This window comes from Specibacter sp. AOP5-B1-6, from assembly GCF_052376555.1.
In the GTDB taxonomy this organism is placed as follows: Bacteria; Actinomycetota; Actinomycetes; order Actinomycetales; family Micrococcaceae; genus Specibacter.
In genome coordinates this window covers 1-25,418 of the sequence record NZ_JBQSVT010000014.1, presented here as the reverse complement: position 1 = coordinate 25,418, position 25,418 = coordinate 1, and the positions used below count along the sequence as shown (strand labels likewise).

The 25,418-nt window shown below is 58.6% G+C and carries 22 protein-coding genes; 12 read left to right on the top strand and 10 right to left on the bottom strand.

The annotated features are described in order from the left end of the window. Positions 1–51 precede the first annotated feature (51 nt). On the top strand, positions 52–1,758 hold the full coding sequence (locus ACT3TS_RS09145) for an IS1634 family transposase (protein ID WP_444531198.1): 1,707 nt from the start codon (positions 52–54) through the stop codon (positions 1,756–1,758). A 105-nt stretch (positions 1,759–1,863) separates the two neighbouring features. Here ACT3TS_RS09145 and ACT3TS_RS09140 read toward each other — a convergent pair whose 3' ends face one another. The 3 genes from ACT3TS_RS09140 to ACT3TS_RS09130 form a co-directional block, all read right to left on the bottom strand. Beyond that, positions 1,864–2,304: a DUF1810 domain-containing protein gene (locus tag ACT3TS_RS09140; protein WP_444531197.1), complete on the bottom strand. Its 441-nt coding sequence runs from the start codon at positions 2,302–2,304 to the stop codon at positions 1,864–1,866. Next, positions 2,301–2,990, bottom strand: a complete 690-nt coding sequence (locus ACT3TS_RS09135) for an alpha/beta fold hydrolase (protein ID WP_444531196.1) — start codon at positions 2,988–2,990, stop codon at positions 2,301–2,303. Before ACT3TS_RS09135 ends, ACT3TS_RS09140 begins: the two co-directional genes overlap by 4 nt. 109 nt (positions 2,991–3,099) lie before the next feature. Further along, the gene (locus tag ACT3TS_RS09130) at positions 3,100–3,681 is read right to left on the bottom strand and encodes a helix-turn-helix domain-containing protein (protein ID WP_444531195.1); all 582 of its coding nucleotides are present in this window, start codon (positions 3,679–3,681) and stop codon (positions 3,100–3,102) included. Positions 3,682–3,776: 95 nt separating this feature from the next. Here ACT3TS_RS09130 and ACT3TS_RS09125 point away from each other — a divergent pair, with 95 nt between their 5' ends. Continuing rightward, the gene (locus ACT3TS_RS09125) at positions 3,777–4,751 is read left to right on the top strand and encodes an NAD(P)/FAD-dependent oxidoreductase (RefSeq protein ID WP_444531194.1); all 975 of its coding nucleotides are present in this window, start codon (positions 3,777–3,779) and stop codon (positions 4,749–4,751) included. Positions 4,752–4,847: 96 nt separating this feature from the next. On the opposite strand, the gene ACT3TS_RS09120 is transcribed toward ACT3TS_RS09125, so the two are convergent. The 3 genes from ACT3TS_RS09120 to ACT3TS_RS09110 all read right to left on the bottom strand — a co-directional run bounded on the left by ACT3TS_RS09120 (position 4,848) and on the right by ACT3TS_RS09110 (position 11,033). Beyond that, positions 4,848–7,520, bottom strand: coding sequence for a DUF222 domain-containing protein (locus ACT3TS_RS09120; RefSeq protein ID WP_444531193.1), 2,673 nt, complete (start codon positions 7,518–7,520; stop codon positions 4,848–4,850). Between the two features lie 311 nt (positions 7,521–7,831). Further along, positions 7,832–9,364 (bottom strand): hypothetical protein, encoded by a 1,533-nt coding sequence (locus ACT3TS_RS09115; RefSeq protein WP_444531192.1) that lies wholly within the window; start codon positions 9,362–9,364, stop codon positions 7,832–7,834. Positions 9,365–9,521: 157 nt separating this feature from the next. Next, on the bottom strand, positions 9,522–11,033 hold the full coding sequence (locus tag ACT3TS_RS09110) for an acetyl-CoA hydrolase/transferase family protein (protein WP_444531191.1): 1,512 nt from the start codon (positions 11,031–11,033) through the stop codon (positions 9,522–9,524). 275 nt (positions 11,034–11,308) lie between these two features. Here ACT3TS_RS09110 and ACT3TS_RS09105 point away from each other — a divergent pair, with 275 nt between their 5' ends. After that, entirely contained in the window at positions 11,309–11,851 is a 543-nt protein-coding gene (locus ACT3TS_RS09105; protein WP_444531190.1) for a hypothetical protein, read from the top strand. Positions 11,852–11,872: 21 nt separating this feature from the next. Here ACT3TS_RS09105 and ACT3TS_RS09100 read toward each other — a convergent pair whose 3' ends face one another. Beyond that, positions 11,873–12,232 carry a DoxX family protein gene (locus tag ACT3TS_RS09100; protein WP_444531189.1) on the bottom strand — a complete coding sequence of 120 codons (360 nt, stop codon included), beginning with the start codon at positions 12,230–12,232 and terminating at the stop codon, positions 11,873–11,875. Between the two features lie 146 nt (positions 12,233–12,378). On the opposite strand from ACT3TS_RS09100, the gene ACT3TS_RS09095 reads away from it, so the two are divergent. From ACT3TS_RS09095 to ACT3TS_RS09080, 4 genes are all read left to right on the top strand, one after another. Continuing rightward, a complete protein-coding gene (locus tag ACT3TS_RS09095; protein ID WP_444531188.1) occupies positions 12,379–12,744 on the top strand; it encodes a hypothetical protein in 366 nt (121 codons plus the stop codon). Positions 12,745–12,804: 60 nt separating this feature from the next. After that, positions 12,805–13,179: a hypothetical protein gene (locus ACT3TS_RS09090; protein ID WP_444531187.1), complete on the top strand. Its 375-nt coding sequence runs from the start codon at positions 12,805–12,807 to the stop codon at positions 13,177–13,179. A gap of 164 nt (positions 13,180–13,343) precedes the next feature. Further along, positions 13,344–13,709 (top strand): hypothetical protein, encoded by a 366-nt coding sequence (locus ACT3TS_RS09085; RefSeq protein ID WP_444531186.1) that lies wholly within the window; start codon positions 13,344–13,346, stop codon positions 13,707–13,709. A gap of 52 nt (positions 13,710–13,761) precedes the next feature. Next, on the top strand, positions 13,762–14,157 hold the full coding sequence (locus ACT3TS_RS09080) for a hypothetical protein (protein ID WP_444531185.1): 396 nt from the start codon (positions 13,762–13,764) through the stop codon (positions 14,155–14,157). Here ACT3TS_RS09080 and ACT3TS_RS09075 read toward each other — a convergent pair. Then, positions 14,126–15,157: a DNA-methyltransferase gene (locus ACT3TS_RS09075; protein WP_444531276.1), complete on the bottom strand. Its 1,032-nt coding sequence runs from the start codon at positions 15,155–15,157 to the stop codon at positions 14,126–14,128. The two genes, ACT3TS_RS09080 and ACT3TS_RS09075, sit on opposite strands and share 32 nt — an antisense overlap. 111 nt (positions 15,158–15,268) lie before the next feature. Beyond that, positions 15,269–16,102 carry a pullulanase X25 domain-containing protein gene (locus tag ACT3TS_RS09070; RefSeq protein WP_444531184.1) on the bottom strand — a complete coding sequence of 278 codons (834 nt, stop codon included), beginning with the start codon at positions 16,100–16,102 and terminating at the stop codon, positions 15,269–15,271. Between the two features lie 352 nt (positions 16,103–16,454). Between ACT3TS_RS09070 and ACT3TS_RS09065 the strand changes: the two genes are divergently transcribed. Genes ACT3TS_RS09065 through ACT3TS_RS09045 form a run of 5 tightly spaced genes read left to right on the top strand, consistent with a single transcriptional unit; the run spans position 16,455 to position 23,686 of the window. After that, on the top strand, positions 16,455–19,196 hold the full coding sequence (locus ACT3TS_RS09065; RefSeq protein ID WP_444531183.1) for a Z1 domain-containing protein: 2,742 nt from the start codon (positions 16,455–16,457) through the stop codon (positions 19,194–19,196). After that, the gene (locus ACT3TS_RS09060; RefSeq protein ID WP_444531182.1) at positions 19,193–20,182 is read left to right on the top strand and encodes a PD-(D/E)XK motif protein; all 990 of its coding nucleotides are present in this window, start codon (positions 19,193–19,195) and stop codon (positions 20,180–20,182) included. The genes ACT3TS_RS09065 and ACT3TS_RS09060 overlap by 4 nt, the downstream gene beginning before the upstream one ends. Continuing rightward, positions 20,179–22,038 (top strand): hypothetical protein, encoded by a 1,860-nt coding sequence (locus tag ACT3TS_RS09055; RefSeq protein ID WP_444531181.1) that lies wholly within the window; start codon positions 20,179–20,181, stop codon positions 22,036–22,038. The genes ACT3TS_RS09060 and ACT3TS_RS09055 overlap by 4 nt, the downstream gene beginning before the upstream one ends. Positions 22,039–22,079: 41 nt before the next feature. Beyond that, positions 22,080–22,922, top strand: a complete 843-nt coding sequence (locus ACT3TS_RS09050; protein ID WP_444531180.1) for a hypothetical protein — start codon at positions 22,080–22,082, stop codon at positions 22,920–22,922. Next, positions 22,919–23,686, top strand: a complete 768-nt coding sequence (locus ACT3TS_RS09045; protein WP_444531179.1) for a hypothetical protein — start codon at positions 22,919–22,921, stop codon at positions 23,684–23,686. Before ACT3TS_RS09050 ends, ACT3TS_RS09045 begins: the two co-directional genes overlap by 4 nt. Here ACT3TS_RS09045 and ACT3TS_RS09040 read toward each other — a convergent pair. Next, complete coding sequence (locus tag ACT3TS_RS09040; RefSeq protein WP_444531178.1) at positions 23,683–25,185, bottom strand: DNA cytosine methyltransferase; 1,503 nt, start codon at positions 25,183–25,185, stop codon at positions 23,683–23,685. The genes ACT3TS_RS09045 and ACT3TS_RS09040 overlap by 4 nt on opposite strands. Positions 25,186–25,418: the final 233 nt, after the last annotated feature.

Here is a 25,418-nt window from a genome sequence, read left to right as displayed (position 1 = left end):
CGGCGCCTTCATTTCACCAAAATGTGTATGACCTAAAGTATGATATGTGGTATGGCGCTCTATAAGAAAACTGTCAACGGCAGCGTGTACTGGTACCTGCGTGAAATGGCGCGGGTGGACGGGAAGCCGAAGATGGTCTCCGAACGGTACTTGGGCAGTGCGAAGGACATTGAGAAGCTGCTCGATGCCAAGGAAGCAGTCTCTGTTCCGGGCCGGAGCAAGCATTTGGGTTTCGGTGACAGTGCCGCGGTCTGGGGTATTCTGCAGCGCCTGGATGTTGCCGGGATCATCGATTCGGTGGTGGGTGCCCGGCGTAAGGATGCCGGCGCGTCGGTGGGCACCTTCTTGGCCCTGGCGGCCTTGAACCGGGTCGTGGCACCCACCTCGAAGCTGGGCTTCGCTGACTGGTGGAAGTCCACGGCGGCAGACCGCTTCACCAAGATCCCCGCTTCCGTGCTGGATCACCGGAAGTTCTGGGAAGCCACGCACCGGCTCAGCCTTGACCAACTCGCGGTGATTGAGGAACGCATCGCGGTGGCGATGGTCACCGAATTCGATCTCGATATCTCCGCCCTGGCACTGGATATGACAAACTTCGCCACCTACATTGATTCAGCCAACGAGGCGGCCCCGATCGCCCAGCGCGGCAAGGCCAAGCAGAAACGCGCCGACCTGCGCCTGATCGGTTTGGGACTGGTCATCACCCGCGACGGCGGGATCCCGTTGCTGGCCCACGCCTACCCGGGGAACAAGCCCGACGTCACCCAGTTCCCGCTGATGATCGACGCCCTCGGGACCCGGCACCGCAAGCTCGCCAAAACGGCCGGGGCCACGGCTGCGCCGGAGGTGACGGTGGTTTTTGATGCCGGACAGAACTCCGCCAGCAACTTTTCCCGCGTCACCGACACGAACCTGGCTTTCGTGGGCTCCGTCCCGCCCTCACAGGTTGCGGACCTGCTGAAAATCCCTGCTAAAGACCGCAAGGTCGTGGATAAGAAACGCTTTGCCGGGCTGACCGCGACCGAGACCCGCCGGGTGGTTTACGGGACCGAACGCCGGGTGATCCTGACTCATTCACCGACCTTGCATGCCAAGCAGGTTGCCGGTTTCGCCCAGACCCTGGCCAAAGCCCAGACCACACTGGGCGAGCTGGCCGAGACCCTGGCCCGCGGAAAAGCCCGCCGCACCACCGACGAGCTGGCCGCGCACATCAAGACGATCACGAACGATTCATGGCTGCGCCGCGTCCTTCAGGTGGCCGTCACCGGTGACACCCCGGCCACCCACCGCATCACCACCGCCGTCAACGAGGAAGCGCAGGCAGAACTCGAGGATGAGGTGTTCGGCAAACGCGTCCTTGTCACCACCCACGAGGACTGGCCTGTTGCCGCCGTCGTGGAAGCCTACCGATCCCAATCCGATGCCGAGTTCGGATTCCGGCAACTCAAGGACCCCCACGTCGTCTCGTTCTCACCGATGAATCACTGGACCGAGCACAGTATCCGCATTCATACCTTCACGTGCGTCTTGGCCCTGCAAATCGCCCACCTCATGCGCCGCGAAGCCGAGAACGCCGGGGAACACCACTCCGTCCGCGAACTGCTCGAACGCCTCGCAAGCATCGGTGAAACCGTGATGATCTACCCCTCCACCGGAGGCCGCCCAAAGGTCCGACGCATGCTCACCGAGGAAATCGACACCCATGCCACCCTCGCCGAAATCTTCAACCTCAAAAAATGGGCCCCAAAGAAAAGTTAGGTGATACACTCCGACGCATCAAAAAGCGGCTCTGACCAGGCATAACACCAGTCTCGAACCCGCTAACCGGGAAACTCCCGCTAGGCTACGCCGTGCATCACTGGTTCAGGTCGATGAGCGCCAGCGTCCCAGGATGCCCTCCGAGGCAGGGTCCGGAATGCCGTCGTAGAACCGCTGCAGGACCTCGCCAAAGATTGGTTCGTCCGGTGCAGCAGCCTGAAAAAGTGTCATGGCCGAGCGCAGCTTGTAGACATCAGGGTCGCCGAAGATCTGCTCCGCGGAGTGTCCCGAGGTGTCCAGCAGGATGCGGCAGCACTCGCGCAGCCGGGCGCCCAGGACTGGGTGCGCCGCGTACGCAATTGCTTCCTCCAGCGACTCAAGCGCGAAGTACTGGGCTGTCCCGCTGCGGCCCAAGCCCTCGGCCTGTGGAAAAACGAACCACATCCAGTGCCCTGTCTTGCGGCAGGCACCCAACTCGGCCTTGACGCCGTCGTATATTTCATCCTGGGCCACGAGGAAGCGGCTCAGGTCAAAACCGGGACTCATCGCGCTCCCTTCCCGAGCACCATTGCCGTGCACGCCCGGTCGAGGAACTCGGCAACCTCGCGGGGGCGTGACAGCACCGGGGCATGGCTGGAGGCAATTTCGGTGACGACTGCGCCCATGCGTGCGGCCATTTCCCGCTGCAGGAGCGGTGGCACACAGGCGTCCTCCGTGGCGAGCAGATAGTGGGACGGCAGATCCAGCCACGCGGGCGGACCCACTTTCACGCCATCGAGGCCAATCCGGACCATCTTTTGCGTAGCGGCGGCAACAGCAACGACATCCACGGGAGCATCGGCGGCCAACAGCTGGCCAAAGCCCTCCCTGTTGATATAGGTGTAGTCTCCGGCGACCACCACATGGTGAGAGATCAAGCTGCCGGGATACTTGCGGGACAACCTGCTGACAGATTCCCCCTCCGCAGGGGCAAACGCAGCAACGTACGCCAACGCCTCCACAGCTTCAACGCCTCGGGCAGCCTCGCCGATGACCGCACCGCCATAGGACCATCCCGCCAGCAAAACCGGACCCTGCACCGTGGCGAGCGTGCGGCGGACCGAGGCAACGTCGTCGTCGAATGACTCCAGGTTCAGCTGGGCGGCCACGGGGTCATGCCCCAATGCCCGCAACTCCATGATGACTTTGGCCCAGCTCGAGCCGTCAGACCATAAGCCGTGAACTAAAACCATTGTCGCCATCGGGGCACCTCTCCCTTGAAGTTTTGCCTCAATGTACCAAAGAACGACGTCGGCAAAGCTCACCAATTGCCTCACGACCGCCAACACCGCCGGCCGACGGCTACTTCGCCGGCGCCGCCCGAACGTGCATGCGCTCACCCTGCGGTCCAAAAAGAGTCAGGAACTCCACGCTCTCAAACGTGGCCCGGCCAAACCAGTGCGGGGTGCGCGTGTCGAACTCCGCGGCTTCACCCTGCTTCAGGACGAAGTCCCGCTCCCCCAGCACGACGCGCAGCTGCCCCCGCAGGACATACATCCATTCGTACCCTTCGTGAACCTTGGGCTCAGGCTGCAGCAGCACGGAACCGCCGGCAATCAGATGCTTGAACGCCTGCATTCCGCCGGCGCCCCTGCTCAGCGGGATGATGGTCTGGCCGTGACGGTTGATGGGGCGCAGATGAATCCGCGGATCCCCGGTCGCGGGGGCGCCCACCAACTCATCGAGCGGCACCGCGTAGCTGCGGGCGAGCGGGAGCAGCAACTCCAGGTTCGGCCGGCGCTGCCCGGACTCCAACCGCGACAACGTGCTGATGGAAATGCCCGTTGCCTCGGCCAATTCAGCCAATGTCCGGCCCCGCTGCAGGCGCAACGCCTTCAGCCGCGGCCCAACGCTTGTCAGCACGTCTTCGATGTCATCACTCATAAAACCAGTTTGCCATTCCAGCAACAAACATTGCCACTTCGACATGTCTGGGCGCAGGCTTGAAGGACACAGCGACCCATCAGAAGGCGGACATCATGCAAGACGTAATCATCATCGGCGGCGGAGCTGCGGGACTCAGCGCGGCACTCCTCCTGGGCCGTTCACGCCGGTCCGTCACGGTCATCGACGGCGGACAGCCGCGCAACGCACCGGCTCACGGCGTGCACGGCTTTCTCACGCGCGACGGCGTTGCGCCCCGTGAGCTGGTTCGCCTGGGCCGGGCAGACCTGGCCCAATACGACGTGCGAGTTGTGGAGGGAACAGTGGTGGGGGCACAGCGCTTGGACGGCGGCTTCCGTGTTTCACTCGAGAGCGGTGACGTTCTCGACGCAGCGCGGATACTCGTCACGACAGGGCTGGTGGATGAGCTGCCCGAAATCGAGGGACTCAGCGACCGCTGGGGCAAGGACGTGGCCCACTGCCCGTACTGCCATGGTTGGGAGATTCAGGACCAGGCCATTGGCGTCATTGCCAGCGGGTCATTTGCCGCACACCAGGCGCTGCTGTTCCGCCAATGGTCGCCCAACATCACACTGTTCCTCAACGACGAGCCCCGGCCCGCCGACGTCGAACGTGAACAACTGGCCGCCCGTGGCATCACAGTGGTTGAGGGGAAAATCGCCAGGGTTCGCGCCGTCGATGATGCCGTAAACAGCGTCGAACTGACGGACGGGACCAGCCATCCGGTTCAAGCGCTGACTGTCCAGTCGCGGGTTGTCGCACGCGCAGCCTTCCTGACCGGGTTGGGTCTTGTGCCGACACCCAACCAATTTGGGGAAACCTTGGAGTCCGACGAGACGGGGCTGACAGCAGTTCCCGGCGTATGGGCGGCCGGCAACGTCACGGACATGAAGGCCACTGTGCTGGCCTCGGCTCAGGACGGGGCGAATGCCGCGGTGGCCATCAACATGGACATGATGGCACAGGAACTCGCGACGGCCTTGGCGGAACATCAAGCGGACACTGCGGCGGTCCCTCCGGAAGAATCCTTAGGCGTCCCGGTCGGCTGATCGGAGCCGGTGATCGGTTCCGCACGTTGATCGGCACCAGCCACTGGCGGGCAACAACCTTCGGCTAAATCTTCAACTGGCCTTCAACTGCCCTGCTCAGCGTCCCATGTCTGGATGGCTGACGAGGTAGTTGGCGAGGGTTTCTTTGTCGAGGGCCGCTTGTTCCTCGTCGGTGGGGAAGGTCCCTGGTGGCGGCACTGGCAGCGGGCGGGCGTAGGGGTCGTCGTCTTGTTCCATGCCCGGGATGTCGTCCTCGTCCAGGACCGCGAAGTCCAAGAAGTCCTGGGAGTCATCGAACTCGTGGAAGTCCTGAGGCTCTTGAGGATCCGGGGGCTCGTGGAACTCGGGAGCACTTTCGGGGTCAGTACTCGCGGGGTCAGCGGCGGTGTTTTGGCCGGTGTTGTTGTGGCTGTCTGGTTGTCCGAGGGTTTTGTTGATGTGTGTCTTCAGCCATTCCGGGTAGACCGGTGGTTGCGTATCGCCGACCTCTGGCGGGTAGTACCGCCCGGTCGGTGAGGTCCAGGCAACCCGTCCGGCGACTATGGCCGGGGTCCAGCCACGCAGGCGCACTGCTTCACGTTCCGGGCTTTGATCGGTACGGCATTCACCGGTACGGGTCCTGTCGTCCTTGAAATGCTTCAGCACATGATGGCGATGACACAACGTTTCAAGGTTGTCGTAGATGGAGAGGCCGCCGTGCTCAAATTTCTTGATGTGGTCGATCTCGCAGTTCGTCGCTTTCGCCAGACACCCCGGGAACTGGCAGTACTCGTCCCTGATCTGCAGCATCGTGCGCATCGCTGTGTTGATCCTGTAGCGTTGCGGAGCCACATCGAGAGGTTCATTGCTGATCGGATCAACCAACACCCGCAACAACGACGGAGCCCCTGCCGCCAAGTGCCGGGCAACTTCCATGCTGAGCGGACCATAACCTTCCAACCACGCCGGCTCATTCGTGGCCCCCAACAACGACAACGCAGGAATCAACAACACCGGAGTCACCTGCGGCATCGGCGGCCACACCGGCCCCACCACACAAGCACCACCCCCGGCGGCACTGCTACCAGTGCTGGCACCGGCGCCGCTGGCGCCGTTGTTGGTGCCGATATTCGCATTGTTGGTGGTGTTGCTCGCAGTTGTCCCCTCACCACCGGTAATTGAGGCCAAGTTCGCACTGCTACTGGCGCTGTCGGCGGTCGTGATTGCGTTGTCGGCGCTTGACGGGGGTGGTGTGAGGGTTGGCGGGATGGCTGCGGGGTCCCAATCGGGACCGTTGCGGATATCGGGGTCCTTGAAGCCGGGATCGGAATAGTCCGGGTCGTCAAAGACAGGCACCCACCTGTCAGGAACATCCACCACACCACGGTCCCGCCGGGCTACATAGTCCCAGTCCGGGCCACGATCACGGATCGGGACGGGCTCTGGGGCCGGGTCTGGCTCTGGTTCCGGGCCGGGGTCCAGGGGGACCCCGTCGGCGGCCGGGTCCACTGGCGCGAACCACGGACCCTGAGCATCACCAGTGGCGGTACCGGCAGCATCCGCAGCGCCGTTAGCTGCAGCGGGCCCAGTCCCCGCGCCGGCGCCGTTAGGTGTGCCATCAGTGGTGGTGCCCTCAGCGGCGGTGCTGGCGGTATTGGAAGTGCCGTCAGTGGTGGTGGCGGCATTGGAAGTGCCATCAGCGGTGCCGGCGGTATTGGTGGTGTTGGGTTGGGTGGGGGCGTAGATCTGGTTTTCGGCCATGGACTGGTTCAGCAGCAGGGCCGCGGCGACATCAGCCCTGAGCTGGGTCAGGGTCCTCTCTTCGTGGGGTCCCTGGGCTGCCTGGGCAGTCAGAGTGCATTGAGCCCAAATAGCCTCCACGGTCGGTGCTGGTGCATACAAGCTCAACCACGACATCCCGTCCCGGGCACGAGAAACACCCAACCGCCGCTGGCTATACTCACGCCGCGTCTTGGGAGTGATCGTTTCCGGGTAGAACCGTTCCCGGCGGCGCCGGGCCTTCTCCCGGAAACTCGGCAGCGTGGCGCCGGCAGCTTTGCCGAGCAAGACCTGCTCAAAAGCATCAACAGTTTCCTGGGCCAGGCCTGCTTCACGCAGCAGACTCGTTTCCTGGGCGATGATGACCGCGTAGTCCCACCCCAACCAGCCACTGCTCAAGGACTCCATCGTGGCCGGCAAATAGTTCACGAGCGTGCCCGCATGCAGAATCAACTGCCCCGCCACCCCCTCGGACACCGACAAGATCCCGGCCAAGTCAGCCCGCATCGACATCAGCGAGATATCGTACTGCCAGGAATCAACAGCAAGAATGCCGCCCTCAAGAACAGCCGTGGACTCTAAACGGGCTATCAACACAGCCGCCAGCGCCGCGCACTGATTCTGATGCTTATGCAACGCCGCAATCGCGTCAGTGCAACCATCCATCAACGCCCGCGCCCCCTCCAAACGGGACTCCACAACACCAACACCAGCAGATGGGCCAGCAACAGGGGAACGAAGAGCGGCAGACCCGGCGCCAGCACCGTCGGGGACAGTAGCGGCGGGGTCAACGGCTTCAGCAGCGGCTGGCTGGGCAGTGTCAGCAGCGCCGCGACGGGGGCCGCAGTGGCGGGGATCGGGAACCGGCAGATCGGGCAACCCGGCCATCGCAGCAATGTCAGTGCCAAGGGGTTCAATGGAAGGAAGAGCAAGTCCAGCAATCAGGTCCGCCACACTCACTGTGGTGGATGAACCATCCCGGCCAACCGGGAAATTCACTGAACTACCCATACCACAAGCATATCTCAAATGTGTGGAAAGCAACACTATTATCCACAACTACCTAAAAATATTTCCTAGCACCCCCGCGGCCCTGATTCCTGTCCATAATCGTCTAAATGACGCACGGATCTCCTCAGCGGATGCGTCCTGATGAAGGCCTTCGGGGACTTGTATCTGCGAATCCATCGGGATGGGCGATCGCGTTCATCACTGCACGGGATCAGTTCGCCCCTTGGTCACCCAGAGCATGCCACACATGGACTCGAGCACTCATTCAACGAATTGAAGACGAATGAAGGCCGAGTTAAAGAGGCGGGACACTAATCGCAGAGAAACACGCCGGCGCGGTAACCGTAGTCGCGTTCAAGCTTGTCGATGCCGTCCGGGTCGTGGCTTGTCAGCGCCTCTTGGATGGCCTCCGGCGGTGCGGGGAACTCGGCGTTGAGGTGCTTGAGCGCCCACGCGTTGCTGGTGAAGGCCCATTCAAACACCAGCAGGGCCCCGATCACGGCGGCCCAGGTCAGCACGTGCGCGGGCGTCCACGGGATTTCGCGGTTCAATGGGCCAAACACCAAGGTGTGCGTGGTGAGCATGGAGAATGCGGCGGCAAAGAATCCGACAAAGACCGCCGCCTCCGTGGCCCCGAACGACACCCCGGAGCGGATGAACCAGCGCCGGCGCATCATGAACTGCCAATACACGGCGGCGTTGATGATGGTCAGCACGGTATAGAGCCAGAGGGCGGCCAGCGTCCACCACGGGACGTCGTCGACCATGGACGGAACCAGCAGCGTGCCGGCCAAGGCGAGCACGGCAATCAGGTTTGGCGGAATGCCGATCAGAAAGCGGGTCCGCCGTGCGGCCCGGGGAGTTGACGGGCCGTCGGGATGGGTTTCATCTGCCATCCACTGGGGAACGTAGCGCATGCCCAACGCCGCGCTGCCAGCCACTGTGCCGTCCGGGCCTGGCTCCGGCCGGGTTGCGGCGTCCTCGTCGCTGACGTGCTCCCCCGGCACAGGTTCGTCAGCGATGTTCACAAAATTCTGTCCGAGGTACCGGCGCTCAAGCAGGATCCGTTCCTCGACAAAGGGCCGCTCGGGGTCCGTCCACACATCGAATTCATTGCCGATGGCCGGCGCCCAGACAGGATAGTCAAAGAACCGGATCCGGCTGCTTTCCAGCCGACCTCCCGTCCGGTATTCCAGCTCAACGTGAAACATTGCCCTGTTGTCGACAATGAATCGCTCGTTCGTCACCGCCACCACAGTGCCCACCGAATGGTCCCCGCCGGCCACAATGTCCCGGTGCGTCCGCTGTTCCACCTTGGCCTGCCGCCACATGATTTTGGCCAGCCTGAAGACCTTGATCGCGGGCACCAGCAGCAGCACCGCCAGCCCTGCCAGCAGCAGGAAACCGAGCCAGTGTTCGGTGACAGCGCGGATGACGGCAGCACCAATGCAGCCGGCAAGGAGGCCCGTCAGCACGGAGGCGTGGGCCAACCGCCTGCCGCGCCGCGACACAACCGTGTGTCCATGGTGGTCGGAGGTGCGCTTGACCACCCCATACCCCAGCACGTGCTTGAAGTCCTTGCCGATCTGGTTTCCCAGACCAAGAGCCCCCACCAGGCCAACAACGAACAGCAGGGCCGGCACAAAGTGGGCGACGTCGTCGAACACGCGGCTGATTTCAAAAGGCGAGAAGAATCCGAGCATCGCCACGGCCAGCGCCCAGAGGAATGCCACCAAAATGCAGGAGCGCAGGGTTTTCATCACGTAGCCGGCCCACACCACCGGGGAGGTGGGCAGCGGCACCGTGTCCGTGCCCGGGACCGCGCGCGACATGGGATACGCCATGATCGCCCCCTCCAGTTAGCTGAGCTTTCATTGTGCCCACGGGAGGCAGCGATGTCGAGTTGCGCCACGGCTTTTCCGGACACGGCCGACGGCGGCTGCCGGACTTGGGTGCCCCGGGCACGCATCCGGTGGGTTCACCGGGCGGGGAGGCAACCGCCTACGGGCGCATGTCCCCGGTCTCGATGTAGCGCTGGTGCCAGGACAGCGCCTCGCCCAGCAGGTGCGGGGTGTGCTTGCCGTAGGAGTCACGCGAGGCGCGCGCAAAGTAGTCTTCCAGCATCGGCTTGTAGTCGGGGTGCGCACACTTTTCGGTGATGACGCGGGCGCGCTGCTTCGGGGACAAACCGCGCAGGTCGGCCAGCCCCTGCTCCGTGATCAGGACCATGGTGTCGTGCTCCGTGTGGTCCACGTGGCTGGCCATCGGCACGATGCCGGAAATCCGGCCGCCCTTCGCCGTGGACGGGGACATAAAGGCACCGAGGAAGCCGTTGCGGGCAAAGTCGCCCGAGCCGCCGATGCCGTTCATGACGTGGGAACCTACCACGTGCGTGGAGTTCACATTGCCGTAAATGTCGGCCTCGATCATGCCATTGAGTGCAACACAGCCGAGGCGCCGGATCAGCTCAGGGTGGTTGGAGATCTCCTGGGTGCGCAGCACAATCCGTTCACGGTAGAAGTCCACGTGCCGGTTGAATTCCTCAATGCCCGCCTCGGACAGGGAGAAGGAGGTGGCGGAGGCAAATTCAATGGTGCCGTCCTTGATCAACCCAAGCATGCCGTCCTGGATGACCTCGGTATACGCCTTCAGCCCGCGGTAACCGCCGCGCGAGAGCCCCGCCAGCACGGCGTTGGCGATGTTGCCCACGCCGGACTGCAGCGGCAGCAATTTGTCGGTCATGCGCCCGGCCTTGATTTCCCCGTCCAGGAAATCCAGCAGGTGGTCGGCGATCTGGTTGGAGGCAGCGTCCGGCTCGGCGAAAGCCGAGAGCCTGTCGGGTGCGTCGGGTTCCACGACGGCGATGACCTTGTCCACGTCGAGGTTCAGGTACGGCTGGCCAATGCGGTCTTCCGGGGCTGTCAGGTGCACGGGCTTGCGGAACGGCGGCAGCGCGGTGCCGTAGTAGACGTCGTGCATGCCCTCCATGGCCGCGGACTGCTGCGTGTTGACCTCCAGGATGACGGCGTCCGCCATGTCCAGCCAGGTCTTGTTGTTGCCCACCGACGACGAGGGAATCAGCGAGCCGTCCTCCCGGATCCCCACCACCTCGATGATGGCAATATTGATGCCACCGTAGAAGCCGAACCAGGTGTGCTGTGCCACGTGGCTGAGGTGGTTGTCCATGTAGTCGAGTTCGCCGTCGTTGATCCGCTTGCGCAGCGCCGGGTCCGACATGTACGGCAGGCGCAGCTCCATGCCGCCCACCTTGGCCAGGACGCCGTCGAGCTCGGGAGCCGTGGACGCACCGGTGAGGACCTTGATCTTGAATGATCCGCCGTCAGCGTGCACTTCCTCCATCCGGGAGGCGAGCGCCTGCGGGACCGCTTTCGGGTAGCCGGCGCCGGTGAAGCCGCTCATGGCAACTGTCATTCCCGGCCTGATCAGCGCGGCTGCCGCCTCGGCAGACATGCGCTTCTCCAACAATCCAGCGTGGCGGATACGATCGTGCACAGTGGTCCTCTTTCAAACTTTTCCCGAGACATCCGGCAATGTCACCCAAACCACTATAGGCGGTGACACAGAATACACCCAGTCAAGCATCCCGTCCATAGTCTTTCGCAAATTAAGCACGACGGCGGCACGCACCTTGCGTCGCCGGGGCACCTGGTGCTGTGGCCGGCCGGGAGTCCCCAAGAGCCCTCTGCGGGAGGAACCAACACAACTACACTTAACAGGAATACGGCCTTGCATGGCCCCTCGGTGACAACGGCAAGGACGGCCCCGATATGAGGGAATGGTTCTGGCGGCACAGGACAGCCGCCATCCCGCTTGCCATAGTGCTTGTCGCTTCGGCGGGATTCTTCGCCTATCTCGCCAGCGGGAGCAACTGGCCGCCTGCCCTCTTTATGGTCGTGTTCAATGTGTTGTTGTGGACGGGCCTCTTCTGGCTCAATGCGCGGGCAGCCCGGAAACGGAGGAAGTCCCTGGAAGCGCGTGGCATCATCGCTTTCATCCGATATCCGGGGTCGCGGCCAGGTTCCCTGGACGACGTATGGGCCTGCGGCACCGCCGACTGCCAGCCGCGAACTATCATCTTCCAAGAAATCATGTCCGGCACTGAAGTGCCGTTGGGAAAGCCAGTAAGGCTGGATGTCGTCTCCGTTGCCGGGACGCAAGGGACCAGCGGCCACGGTCCGGCGAACATCCTGCCCCCTGGATTAAAGGTGCTGACCCTGGCCTTGACCCGCGGGACCGTGGATATTGCCGCAGAACCCTCGGCCCTGGCCCGGATCGAGCAGGAAGTCTTTCGGCCCGCCCCGGCCGCTTGACGTGGTCCGAACCGGTCGGCCTCAGGGAATCGCCAGCCACACTGCGGCGGCAGCAAGTACGAACAAGACGATGTTCAAGCCGATCTGCCGGCTTTCACCGCGGAACAGGTGAAGGCCGATCGCGCCGATCTGCAGGAGCACGAGCCCGGTGGCTGCGGCGATGGACAGCCACGGGTGGATGCCAGTCAGTGGAGGCAGGATCAGGCCGATGGCGCCGAGGACTTCAAGTGTGCCGATGGTTTTGACGGCCACCATCGGCGCCTGGCCCACCCACGGCATAACTGATTTCAGCTGCGTCTGGGTCCGAACGAGCTTCATCCCACCGGAGTAGACGTACACGAACGCAAGCAGCCCCGCGATGATCCAGTAGGCGATGGGCATGCGGCTCCCATTCAATAGACACTAATTTCCACGTGAGCCCATCATGCGCCAGCGTGGAAGCCGCGGCAAGTGCGGCAAGGCAGCCCAAGAGCCTGCCCCGGCACAACAAACTAATAATCACCGTCCGATGCTGATAGAAATAGAGCATGACTGATACTTCCAGCCACCCGGCTGCACACGGCGAGCATCTGCAGCCACAGCGTTCACAGTTAGTTGGCACCATCGTGTCGCTCGTCGGCTGGGTGGTGGTGATTCTGCCCATCATCATGATGTCCGCGCTGATCTTTGCCGAGGTCATGAGGCCCGACCGCGGCATGTGGGACCCCCGCAACATCGCACTGATGCTCGCCGGCGTCGTGCTGTTGTTTTGCATGATCGCCGCCCCGCACTTGCTCGGGCAGGCCGTCAGGTTCCGCGAACGCGCCATGTGGCGTGCGGCCCTGGTCACCGGCATCCCCACAGTCAGCGTGGTCCTGTATTTCGTGTTCCGCTGGGTGGCCAACCTTGGCTAGCGGCTGAATCCCACAGATCCGCCCCGCCCCGATACATTCCACCAGTCGCATAAGGCATCCATGTCATATCCCGATCAGCAGCCGCCATCACTCCCGTACCAGCCCGGCCCCCGCATGCCACCGCCACCGGTCCGCAAGGGGCGAAGTTTCATCTGGCTCATCCTTATTGCCCTGGCAGGGTGGGCGCTGTTCGCCGTTCCAGCCCTCTGGCTCTTCTTTTCCGCGGCAATGAACTTGAGCTTGGCCCCCGGACGGCCTGCCACGGGAGGCTACGTGGCCTTCAGCCTTGTGTCCGTTCTGTGCATGCTCTCCTCTCCCATCCTGCTGGGCTGCGCCACCACGTTCCGCCTGAAGAGCTTGTGGATCATCGGCATCATCACCGTCATTCCTGCACTTGTCGGGGCCGCAATCATTTACTTGGGTCCGTACTTCTGACCAGAGCCGGGCATGGAAGACTCCTCCACGGAGAACCCCTTTGTCGAAGCCACGCGGGAGCCACGCGGAAGCCGCGCCGGACGTCACCCCGGAAGCCACGCGCCAATGAGCCCCAATTAGTCCATTTGTTTGGCTAATTAACTTGGGGATGGTAAAAATGATGCATGAGCATTCCCGTGAGCAGTCCCGCGGACAACTTGAAAATGCCGCGCCGCGACAAGGCCATCGTCATCACCGTCGTTGGCTGGCTGCTGCTTGCGCTCCCCCTCGTCTTGGTGGTCAGGTTCATTGGCGCTGTGATTGAGCTGTCCGGGTCGTACAACGAGGGAACCATGGGCTCGGGCGACAGCGGCTTCGTCGTCCTCCTTGGCGTCGTGGCACTCTGCATGGTGGCGGCCCCGCTCTTTGCGGGCATCGGCCACTATCGCGCCAGCTTCGCGTACCGGCTCCTGGCTTGGGTCACGGGCGCTCCGTCCGTGCTCGCCGCGGGTTTCCTGTATCTGACCATGTTCAACGGGGCCCGTTTGTGACCGTCGCCTCCTAACACAGCCCACATCCAGCACGGCATGCCAGAATATTTCCATGCCACGTCCCCACCGCGAGATCCCGTCCCAGCGACTGGCGGTCTCAGTTGTCCAAACGCCCAAACCTGCCGCCAAGCCCCACCGGTCAGTGTGGTGGGCCATTGGCATCACGCTGGTGGGCTGGGCGCTGCTGGCCTACCCGGTGGTTTTGCTGGGGTTGCTCTCGTACATTGTCATGGCGGGGACCTACGACGGCACCGTGACAGCGGCCAGTGTGGCTCTTGGCATTGCCGGTTTCCTGGCCACGCTGGCCATGGTCGCATTTCCGCTGCTGCTGGGCCTTGCCGTCAAAGTACGACGCCGGTCCCTTTGGTTCGCGGCGATTCTCACCGGCGCGCTGTCCGTTGCCGCCTGCATCTACCTCACTGTGGAGTGGCTGGTCCCGCTGGGCTGACACACGTGGCAGACGCGCAAGCTTGGGCGCGGACTACAGCCCCCGGAAGCCGCGCCGGCGCGACCACGGCGTCAAGGTCAGCCGGCAGCGCAACTGATTTAACGCCGTCGTGCTTAATAAAGGTGGTTGACTCGGGGTCGAGGCGGGTGCGCATGACGTCGATGGCTTCGGGGTTTTGGTCGACAAGGACGAAGCGGCGGTCCAGTTCCTGGGCGGCGGCGCCGGTGGTGCCGCTGCCGCCGAAGAAGTCGAGCACCCAGTCGCCGCGTTCGGTGCTCGCCTGGATGATGCGGCGCAGGATGCCGAGCGGCTTCTGCGTCGGGTATCCGGTCTTTTCCCTCCCATTGGGTGAGACGATCGTGTGCCACCAGGTGTCCGTCGGCAGCTTGCCGAGCGCGACTTTTTCGGGCGTGACCAGGCCCGGCGCCATGTACGGTTCGCGGTCGACCTCTGTGCTGTTGAAGTAGTACGTTTTGGGGTTTTTGACGTAGACGAGGATGTTGTCGTGCTTGGCGGGCCACTTCTTTTTGGAGCGGGCGCCGTAGTCGTAGGCCCAGATGATCTCGTTGAGGAAGCATTCGCGGCCGAAGAGCGCGTCGAGCAGCACCTTGGCGTAGTGGACCTCGCGGTAGTCGAGGTGGAGGTAGAGGGTGCCGTCGTCCTTGAGCAGGCGCCAGGCTTCCTCGAGCCGGGGTTCCAGGAATTCCCAGTAGTCGCCGAACTGGTCGTTATAGCTGAGGGCCAGCCCCTTGATGGTGTCGTAGCTGCGGCCCTTGAAGCCCACGCGCGAGCCGGTTTCGCTGCGCACATTTGTCATGTTTTGGCGCGTCTGAACCTTGCCGGTGTTGAACGGCGGGTCGATGTAGATCAGCCGGAAGCTCTCATCCGGGAGCGTCCCAAGGAAGCTGAGGTTGTCCCCTTCGGCAACGATGTTACTGCCGTCGGCCTGCCAGGCAGTTGACGACTCTGTCGCCGGCTCGGGAGCCGGGTCCGTTGCCATTGCCGGTGGCTGGCCCAAGGGGAAAATGCTCGCGTCCGTTGTCATTCTTCAAGGTTAGCGGGGCGTACAGGGTTGACCGAACCCTGTCCACTTCCTGGGGCTCCTGCCGGCTTAGCTTTCCGTGTCATCGGCGCTCAACACGTCCTTGGTGGCGTGGTTGTAGTGGAATGTGACGGAGCCGCCAACATGTGCGAACTCGTGGTTGGCCCCATCCAGCACACCAAACGCGCCGTAGTTTTCGTCCCAGGACCCGTTCAGGACGGCCTTGTAACTGTATTTTCCGGCCGGCAGGTCGGCTGTGAGCTGCCACGTGCCGCTGTGCTGCAACGTCATTTGCAGGGCGCTGTGTGCGGGGTCCCAGTTTTTCGCTCCGAGCGCTTCGCCAAACGTCCCGGCCAAGGCCACCGATGTGGGCTGGTCGGCCGGCGCGTCGGTGGACTCCTTCGCCTGCGTGGCTGTGCCTGTGGCTGTGGCTGGCTTTGCTGACGGTTTCTTGGCGGCGGGTTTCTTGGCTGCCGGCTTCGTGGCTGCGCTCTTGCTTGAGGCCTTTTTGGCGGCGGCCTTGGCTGCTGCTTTTTCAGCGGGCTTTTCCGGCAGCGGGGTGCCCGCCGGAATCAGTGTGCCGTTGCCGAGGGCGTCGACAAGCTTTTCGACAGTATTAAAGGCAACGGTTGCCCGCAGCCCATTTTCCGTGATCTCCCAGCCGCTGCGGCCCTTGGTCATCCAGCCGGCCTTGACCAGATCGGCTGTGGCCTTTGTGAGATTCTTGTGTCCGCGGGGAATGCCGCCGCTGAGGAGCTCGGATTCTTCCTTCGTGAAGGGAATGCGCGTGGTGGCTTTCGCCAGGACCTCTCCCCCGTTGGGCTTCTCAACCAACCACGACCCTGCGGCCATGATGTCGAGTACTTCCTTGAGTCGGCGGTTGGTGTTGTCTCGAATGCTCACGGCAGGTCTCCTATGGAAGCGGTGTACGTTTCAACTGTGGCACGGGGAAAAGTTACGCGACAGTAGGTGACGTGGGAGTCGGCGGACGTCGTGGCACACGCGGCCGATTTAAGTGTGAGCAAGCGGCAACCCCACCCATTCGCAAGCAAAATGTGAACCTGGAATTCCAGCGCACACTGAAGCCTCACCGCCACCGCAGTAAGCCCAATAAATCTGAAGTAGGCATAAAATCTGATTCCTATTAGTCACCAGATTGCGGCCATAAGGCAGAAAAGACGAGGTTTCTCTGAACCCTTAGGTAGGATCTCATTGGAGTGTTTTCGAGATGCACGTACGTTACGGGGGAAAAGCGATGAAGCAGGAAATTTCACAGCAAAAAGACGAGGCAGACGCGCAGTCAAGCCAAGTAAAGCAGGTCGCCGATCTAATTGAAGGTCTCGTTCGCGGAGGAAAGTCTATTACTGCGGCCGTAAGCTTCCTAAAAACTGGCTTCTTGGCCATCCCAGAAAACCTCCTGATGGCCGGTCGCCTCGAGTACGAACGCCGCCGAAATCTCATACTCGTTTGGGACGACCAAGGCGATACCGTCATAGGACCTCAAGTCGGCAGCTGGTACGGCGGTCCCGCCAGCGGTGACGTGTTCTGGCCTCCGCTATGGAATCAACTAAAAGAGGAGATACCGGATGGGTGCGAAGATGTGGATCAGGCTTCATCGAGAGTCATTTCTCTAGGTTCCAGTGCTGGCGATGAACACATAGATACCCGAGGACTCGTCCTCGGGTACGTCCAAAGCGGTAAAACGACCAATTTTATGTCAGTGATAGCCAAGGCCGCTGATGTGGGATACAAGCTGATCATCGTCCTATCAGGCCAGACAGATAACCTTCGCCAGCAGACGCAAGACCGAATTCAGCACTACCTACTCGGCTCTCATCCAACGCGCATCCATCCACTGACAACTCTCGAAAAGGACTTCTCCGAAGATATCCTTCCCGAAGCCCTTCTGAGCCAAGACGATTTACGCTTTCTGGCTGTCGTCAAGAAGAACCCAGCGCGACTCTCTCGCCTCAACAAATGGTTAAAAAAGGCGTCAGCCACCACCCTCGCATCCTGCCCGATCCTCGTCATTGACGATGAGGCGGACCAGGCATCCATCGATGTTGGCACGAAGCGGCAATCCACTATTAACGCCCTCATCCGGGAACTGTTGTCTCACCCAAAGTCCGCATACATTGCTTACACGGCTACGCCCTTCGCTAATCTGTTGATTGACCCGAAAGACCCCACTGACCTATACCCGCGCACCTATGTTGTCAGTCTGCCTCGACCAGATGCCTACTTCGGGCCTGAACGCATCTTTGGCACGTTGGACGCGGAGGAAGGCACAGATCCTGACGACGGACTAGACATCGTGCGGACCATCCCTGAGGCAGATGTTTCTAAGGTCCGCCCTCCTACGGGAAAGAACAGCATAGAGTCCTGGACTGCAGAAGTCTCCCGTACAATGCGGGCCTCAATTCTCTGGTTTCTTTTGGCCACGACAGCAAGGCGGCTCAGAACCTCAGAAATTAAACACTCTTCGATGCTGATACACACTTCCATGCGAGCATTGGCTCACGTCGAAATCCAAGAAGCTGTTGATATCGAACTGAACGGAATTCGCGGAGACTTCAACAACAATGATAGAGAACTCATCACCGAGATCGAAACTTTGTGGAGCGAAGAAACTGCCCGCGTATCCGCCACTTTGTTTAACAATTCAGAGATAAGTTTCTCAGAAGTGTTAGCAAATCTGTCAGATACCTTGGAGGCAACAAAAGTCATTGTTGACAACTATCTGTCAACCGAACGTTTGAGTTACGACAAAGAGAAACCTTCGACGGCAATTGTCATCGGAGGAAATACCCTGTCTCGCGGCTTGACGCTGGAAGGGCTCATATCTAGTTACTTCGTTCGAGCTTCATCGGCATATGACACGCTTCTTCAAATGGGGCGATGGTTTGGCTACCGAAAGGGGTATGAGGATCTCGTCAGGATTTGGATGACTGATGAATTACGCCGCTGGTTCACAGCATTGGCAACGGTTGAAGCGGAGATTCGAGATGAGATTGAGGTCTACGCCAAAGAGAACAAGGATCCAAGCCAACTTCCCGTCAGAATTCGAACTCACCCTCAGATGGCTGTCACGTCCGCATCCAAAATGAAGAACGCAATCAAGGCACGAGTCACGTTCTCGGGTCACAAGATTCAGACGATTCTGTTCAGCAATGATCAGGAATGGCTCGATGCCAATGTCGAAGCCACAACTAATCTCGTTCAGCGTGCTATTGCTCTAGGCCACAAAGAGAATGAACTGGAGCGAACCAACAGTCGTGGGTTCATGAAAGTTCCAGCTGAGATCGTTCTTCAGTTCTTAGATGAATATTCAGTTCATGAAGATGCCCGCACATTCAAGTCCGAACCTATCAAAGACTACATCCGATCCCAGAATGAGCGTGGACTGTTGGACGAGTGGAATATTGTGTTCATCGAACGACAAGGGCAGGACTCTTCAGATTTGTCACTTGGTTTAGATGAACCTCTGAAATTGTTGCGTCGGCGAAAGCATAGTACTTCAACGGACGACACGATTAATTTGAAGGCCATCGCTTCTCGGTGGGATCGCATCGCCGATCTCGAACTACCAAAGTCGGCCGTCGTTTCCTCCCTTGGGCTAGCCGATGAGTCCAAAGTACTGGATCGGCATCTGAGGACCATAAGATCTCAACGAGGTTTAGACAAGACTGGCCTGCTTATTATTTATCCAATCAATATGAACTCAGAAGATACATTCCAGCCTCGGCCCGACGTCCTAGGAGATACGACAGTCACTGTTGCCGCTGTCGGAAAGTCTGAACGCGAAGCTCTACAGGCACCACAGCACTTGGTTGGTGTGGGGCTTCTCTTCCCTGAATCAAAATTCAACACCGATACGATAGATTACATCAGCGCCAAAGTTAGCCCAGATTACCTTGACAACGCCGATGATGAACTCATCCAAGCGGATGCGCGAGATGAAGAATTAGCAACCCAAGAAGAGAATGCATCAAAGTGACAGAGCATAACGAGGCCTCCAGTTCGATATTCGAATACTTGACCGCTGCGGCCGCAGCAAAAAAATTGACGGCGCGCCCTACTACTGCCTCGACTCCCTTGGGAGAAGTCGTACATGCTATCGACGCACAGGGCTTTCCGTCCTTAATGGTTCCAGTCGCAGAAACGGAAAGAAAAGGAATCGACTGGCAAAATAAGATCATCACTTTCGGCTACCGTCAGATGCGAATCGCCGGAAAAGACCGTACTTTCCTGGTGCTCCAATGTACTTCCTCACGCCTTCTGCCCCAGTTCAGTCTCCTTGCTGATGATGTTCTTGAAGCGGTTTCCAGGAACCCAAACGAAGCCGACAGAGCTACTCGAAATACCCTTGAACGCTGGAAAGAGATGCTTCGGGACACTCAATCAAAGTTGCTGGGCGAAGAAAAGCTCGTCGGCATTTACGGTGAGCTTCTGTTCTTGGAGCAGCTAACGATGCATCACGGGATTGATGCTCTTTCAGCGTGGACGGGACCGCAAGGCATGCGTCATGACTTTGAACTGGCGAATGCCTCCTTCGAAGTTAAGACCACGACCAACCACAACAGCTTGACCGTAACTTTCCACGGGTCAAAACAGCTGGAGCCAACGGACCATCTTCCGTTATTTGTTGTGGTGTACCAGATCGAAAAATCCGTAAACGGCGTCTCAGTACCAGCTTTGCTTCAGAGGCTCTACGATCGAGGTTTGGACCGTCTGGAGATACTGCGACAAGTCGGGCTACTTGGATACGCTGAAGAGGATTCTGGACACTACTCGGATAAGCGATTCACGGAGCTGACCCATAAGGCTTTGAAGGTGACTCAAGATTTTCCGCAGCTCACCAGCTATACCGTTCCCCCCTCGATTTTGGACCAAATAGGCTCTTTGAACTATTCCGTCGATCTGGGGCCACTGCCAGCTTCAGACATAGCGCTAGAAGAACTAACAGTCAGGGTGCCCCTGTGAATAAGCAATTCTCCCTCTTTCGACACCCTTGGGAAGCTACGGGAAGTGGCGACGCACGCTCCCTTCAGAATGCCATGGGTAAGACCAGCTTGGACTTGTGGAACGTGCTTGTCCGCGAATCCCTCCAGAACAGCTACGATGCTCGCATCGAAGATAGTATCGGATTCGCCATCGCTGACACAGAATTGAGTGAGTCCGAGACCTCGATATTGGTCAATGAAATCTTCGCCGAGCTACCTCCCGAAGGCGCATCTACGAAACTGCGGCAGATGCCCTCGAAGGGCAGAATTCGTGTCCTAACTATTTCAGATTATGGGACGCGAGGTCTTGGGGGCCCGCTTAGAGCTAACATCGCTCCAGGTGAGAACGAACGAAGCGACTTCGTCGACTTCATCAGAAATTTTGGACGCTCCCAAAGTAAAGGACTTGAAGGCGGTACGTATGGCTTGGGCAAAGGCGTCCTTTTCCAAGCAAGTCGAATTGGCGTTTGCTTGGTCTACTCTCAAACTCAAACTCCCTCAGGAATCGATTATCGTCTCATTGGCGTTTCCGGAGGCGATGGTGACTACGTTGACAATGGATACAAATACACCGGCCGCAATTGGTGGGGTGTCTTAGCAGACGATGCCGTCATTGACCCAATGACGGGTACTGACGCGCGCGAAATGGCAATGAGTGTAGGATTTCCTGTGCCCGCAATGGGAGAATCCGGAACCAGCATCATGGTCGTAGCTCCAGAACTGTTTAACCTCTCAGAAGAAGACATCCTGATTGACAGCCGAATCCGGGCGTTGAGAGACGCTGCCATACGTTGGGCATGGCCTCTTGCGATAGATGATGGAAACGGTCCCAAGGTAAAGTTCCAATTTTCACTGGACGGAGTAAATCTTAAGGACATCCATCCGTTAGATGAACCGCTGGTTAGACATTTCGCACAAAGCTACGTGGATTGGCTGCAGTACAAGAAAGATCCAGGCACGTTCTTTTCACCCTTCGTAAAGATCTACCCTGTCAGGTCCCTCAAACCTGTGAAGAGACTCGGTTCCTTGGTCATGCGCGTTTCTATGGAGGCTCATGGTGACGCAAAAGAACTACAGAATCACGTCGCGCTTCTACGGAAGCCCCGAATGGTGGTCAAGTATTTGCCCGTCACCGCACCACCCTCAGAGCATGCCGCCCATTCTGTATTTATTGCTGACGACCTCGTTGATCCGGACTTTGCCAGTTCGGAACCCGTCACCCACGATGACTGGATCGTCCAAACAAACTCCAAACGCGGGACTGCAAATTTCGTGCGCATAGCGCTCAAACGCATTAGTGACATCTTCAAGGACCTCCATACAGCTGACCCCGCTGCAACTGCCGCGGTGATGTCCACCGGTGCAACGAAAATCGCTGCTGAACTTGGCGGACTTGTCGGTCAATTCTCCGGAACTGGAGCGGCATCCACTGAGACGAGCCCGAGCCAAGGGTCTATTCCGACTGGCCGTTCAGGCGGATCACGCAGAGCCACCGCTAGGTTGACGGCGCCCCCGAAATTGACGATGATCAGAGACCGTCCACACGTAGAATTCCGTTTCCACGTGAATGGGGGCCAGAAAGACACCGCAATGCAGCTCACTGCTTCGCCCCAGATAGTCACTGACGGTGGCAGTATCGATACTGATTTCTCCACCGAAGATCCGCTGAATCTACCGGAGTTTGTCGGCTGGAGGCGACAAGGAGAGGCCGAAATCCTTACTAGCTCTAAGGTCATTTTTGCAACTCCCACCGAAGAGATTTTCACCGCTATATTTACTCAACCATTAAATGTTGCTGTCAAAGTAGCTGCACTCGTTGAAGAGGTCAATAGTTGAGAACGATAAGTTACGGTCATAACGTCCTAGATGACGATGCGATGGTCGCCATAAATTGGCAGTATTCGATTAATGGGCAAATGGTTCATCCTACAGATGAGGTCTTGGCTGACTGGAACTATTATGCTGACGTTACTGTTAGCGCATCCGTTTCATTGTCTATTTCGGATGCCAAAGAGAAACTTGGTTTAGGCCCCTACGCTAGGGTTTGTTGGGTACTCATCGCTCGGTCAACGGGTACGCCTGTAATTACTAGGAGTGTGCCCCGTGTCGCGGTGAACGGAGCACAAGAAATACCGCTCAGAATTCCGGCCTCTTCTCTAGGTGGCACCCTAAGCGTGGAGCTTGTCCTCTCGCTTTTTGAGCCTGCCTCCGCAAACACCAGCCCATTCGCGCCGACTGAAGTCGGCCATGTTATCTATACATCCACAACCAAAGTTCGACTTGAAGGTAATAGCGGACAGGTAGCAATTTTGCCCACCTCGTTCAAGGACCAGGGTTTATCTAACCCATCTTCAGGATTGTGGTGGCTCCGAATGATGTCTCAAGATCTGGATGGCTCAGCCAGCGGCTCAATCTGGGTGTGGCTGAATACTGACAATCCCGTGATGAACGCCCTTATAGAAAAAACTGCCTCTGAAACGAGCCTGCTGTGGCTTAAATTTTTGAAGCTCGATTTCACACGACAGTTACTTAGGGAGGCATTGCAGAACCCAGATTTGGATCAGAATACTGATTACTTGGAGGGCTCCCTCGGCGCCTTGCTTATATCTGTAGTCAAGTTAATTGGGCCATCAGTTGAGGCAGTAAAGAGCAAGTACCTTGAAGATCCAGGACGAGTTGAGGCTGAACTGCAGGGCGCGATTGAAGGTGCATCACAATGACAATCATAAATTTACGATGCTTCCCTAGACTATCCACAGCACTTGGTCATCGCCAATGGAACACTCTAACTGCCCTTTCCCTCCATGAAATTGGTCAGATAGCAGATGGCGCCGATTCGCAAGGTGCAGACTTTTATGCCGTCGCAACAGAAAGGTGCTCCAATATCGACCTTCATGCGATCCGGCGTGACATCCTTATGCTCGCAAAGGAACACGGTTTCCCTGAAAGCGCAAGATTCCGTACAAAATTCGATCAAGATGCTGCCGGCATCTTACACAAAAGCATGCAGATATTGCCAGCCGACGCCGCTAGCAATGAAGTCTGGAACTTCATCAATGTCCGGATGCTCCCCGACGTCGTGATCTGGAGATACGGCACTCAGAGCCCGGCAGGTAGCTGGGTAGTTTCTGACGAACGCTTGTTCCATATGACTAGAACAACTTTTGGCCGGCTCTGGTGGCGAGCGGAACTTTTTGGCCCAGAATTGGCGCGGAAGCTGGGCGAGGACGAAGCTGTGCAGCTCATGGAGCGACCTCGGATATCCGGATATAAACCTTTGGCGACCGCAATCATTGAACGGCACTTAGCGTCAAGCGTTACCTCGAACCGGATGGATCTACTTCGATCAGCGATGAAAATATTTCGTAGAAAACTTGCTGTCTTCAGTGTTTTCACAATGGACAACGTTCAGATTCAAGAGTTTGTAGATTCCGTATTTTCGACTGCAGAAAGCACCCCGAGACCTAAGGCCGATCTACCTTAGCTAGAAATCAATCCCTGTCCAAGGATTAGGTCGCGTATCCGATTCCCTATCTTCTTAGCCAAAAGCGGCGGTACGGCATTCCCCACTTGGGTAAACTGTTCCGTTCTATTTCCCAAGAATATGTAATCGTCCGGAAAAGTCTGCAAACGTGCAGCCTCACGAACAGTGAGGCTACGCATTTGAACTGGGTCCGGATGGATGTAATAATGACCATCTTTAGCGATGTGCGAAACAACCGTCGTTGATGGAAGCGAATCTAACTGAACTCGAAATCGGTCGGCAAATGGAACTACATCGTTGCGAATATTCTTATGATTCGGCCAAAGACCTTCATTAAGGTTTCTAACTTTAAGGCTTGCCGTCTTACCTCTTGAGAGGCTACTTAGCATGCCGTATCTAATCAGATCCTCAACCATATGGCCGCGGGCTTCATGGTTCCAAGTCGGTATCCCGGATATATGTGGCGGACGGACAAACTCTCGATAGTCGTCTATGTTTCGCTTACCAGTCTTTGACCAGGCATGCGGGAGATCCCTGGACGAAACTGGAAGGTTGGTTCTGCATTTCAGGCCCTTGAATGCGCCAGGGTTAAGCTCTTCAACTTTCTTTCGTGCTTGATACCACAGGTCATCATCTGCACCCTTCTGCCTTGAAACAGTCGACCTCAACGCCGGTAACCCATGAATCGCGTCCCCCACGGTCACCATATCGACTTTCTCAAGGAGCTCCGGAGCGCCTAAACCACTGTCTCTCTTGACACCGACAATGATGACGCGATGGCGCTTCTGAGGAACACCATATTTCTCGGAATAGATCAGAAAATCGTCGGCTTTAAGTTCATCTCCACGGCGGGATTGAACCATGGAATAGAGATCATACTCTATTCCATCCCCTTGATTCTCCAAGTCAGCACGAATTAGCTCAAAAGTCTTCTGTCCCCGGTTAACTGAAGAAAGCATCCCCTTCACGTTTTCCATTACAAAAACAGTCGGCTGATGAACTTTGATGATATTGAGATACTCCCTGTACAGAAAGTGCTTATGATCATCTTCGAATGAGGCATCGTGAGTACGACGCGATCGTCCGGCCAGAGAGTAAGCTTGGCATGGAGGCCCTCCAATGAGTACCCACGGGCCGTTGCTCTCCTTCAAGGCATCGCTAATTATCTTGTCGGATTCAGTGCGACTTTCTTTTGAAAGTTCAAACTGATGTACCTCTTTCATCGCTTCCTGATATACGACGGAAAAAGTCCCATCAGACTTTAGAACTTCGACAGAACCACACTCCCGGAGAAACTTTTGAAGTGCCCCGTCCTCAAATTGCCCCTGTTCACGCATCTTGCGCATGGCGCTTCGGAGGCGCAAAGTCTGGACGGCCGAGTGTTCCATCTCAATCGAGGCGACAGTCTTGAACACCTGTTCCCCGAATCCGTTTCGGACGCTCGAAAATCCTTCGTTCAACCCACCTGGGCCAGCAAAAACATCAATCACCGGGATCACCGGGGCCTCCTCAATAAAGCACAACGGTTCAGTTTACCAGGACAGAGACCACTATCTAACATCGACCCCGAGCGACGGATGCTGGCAAGGCACACTACTTCAATTGACCCACCTCAATTTCAGCGTCCCTTGATCACCTGTGAAGAGCCGGCCACCGCAGCCTTGAGCAACTGGCCTGCGGATGGAGGGTCCCTCATCACTGAGCAACGTCCCGCCCAACCACCCGGCATCAG

Bases quoted from the DNA above. Each gene is read 5' to 3' on its own strand.
- ACT3TS_RS09095 (WP_444531188.1), top strand. From the start codon at position 12,379: ATGACTGATACTTCCAGCCACCCGGCTGCACACGGCGAGCATCTGCAG.
- ACT3TS_RS09090 (WP_444531187.1), top strand. From the start codon at position 12,805: ATGTCATATCCCGATCAGCAGCCGCCATCACTCCCGTACCAGCCCGGC.
- ACT3TS_RS09130 (WP_444531195.1), bottom strand. From the start codon at position 3,681: ATGAGTGATGACATCGAAGACGTGCTGACAAGCGTTGGGCCGCGGCTG.
- ACT3TS_RS09115 (WP_444531192.1), bottom strand. From the start codon at position 9,364: ATGGCGTATCCCATGTCGCGCGCGGTCCCGGGCACGGACACGGTGCCG.
- ACT3TS_RS09105 (WP_444531190.1), top strand. From the start codon at position 11,309: ATGAGGGAATGGTTCTGGCGGCACAGGACAGCCGCCATCCCGCTTGCC.
- ACT3TS_RS09145 (WP_444531198.1), top strand. From the start codon at position 52: ATGGCGCTCTATAAGAAAACTGTCAACGGCAGCGTGTACTGGTACCTG.
- ACT3TS_RS09140 (WP_444531197.1), bottom strand. From the start codon at position 2,304: ATGAGTCCCGGTTTTGACCTGAGCCGCTTCCTCGTGGCCCAGGATGAA.
- ACT3TS_RS09085 (WP_444531186.1), top strand. From the start codon at position 13,344: ATGAGCATTCCCGTGAGCAGTCCCGCGGACAACTTGAAAATGCCGCGC.
- ACT3TS_RS09125 (WP_444531194.1), top strand. From the start codon at position 3,777: ATGCAAGACGTAATCATCATCGGCGGCGGAGCTGCGGGACTCAGCGCG.
- ACT3TS_RS09050 (WP_444531180.1), top strand. From the start codon at position 22,080: ATGGTCGCCATAAATTGGCAGTATTCGATTAATGGGCAAATGGTTCAT.
- ACT3TS_RS09135 (WP_444531196.1), bottom strand. From the start codon at position 2,990: ATGGTTTTAGTTCACGGCTTATGGTCTGACGGCTCGAGCTGGGCCAAA.
- ACT3TS_RS09100 (WP_444531189.1), bottom strand. From the start codon at position 12,232: ATGCCCATCGCCTACTGGATCATCGCGGGGCTGCTTGCGTTCGTGTAC.
- ACT3TS_RS09045 (WP_444531179.1), top strand. From the start codon at position 22,919: ATGACAATCATAAATTTACGATGCTTCCCTAGACTATCCACAGCACTT.
- ACT3TS_RS09080 (WP_444531185.1), top strand. From the start codon at position 13,762: ATGCCACGTCCCCACCGCGAGATCCCGTCCCAGCGACTGGCGGTCTCA.
- ACT3TS_RS09075 (WP_444531276.1), bottom strand. From the start codon at position 15,157: ATGGCAACGGACCCGGCTCCCGAGCCGGCGACAGAGTCGTCAACTGCC.
- ACT3TS_RS09120 (WP_444531193.1), bottom strand. From the start codon at position 7,520: ATGGGTAGTTCAGTGAATTTCCCGGTTGGCCGGGATGGTTCATCCACC.
- ACT3TS_RS09065 (WP_444531183.1), top strand. From the start codon at position 16,455: ATGAAGCAGGAAATTTCACAGCAAAAAGACGAGGCAGACGCGCAGTCA.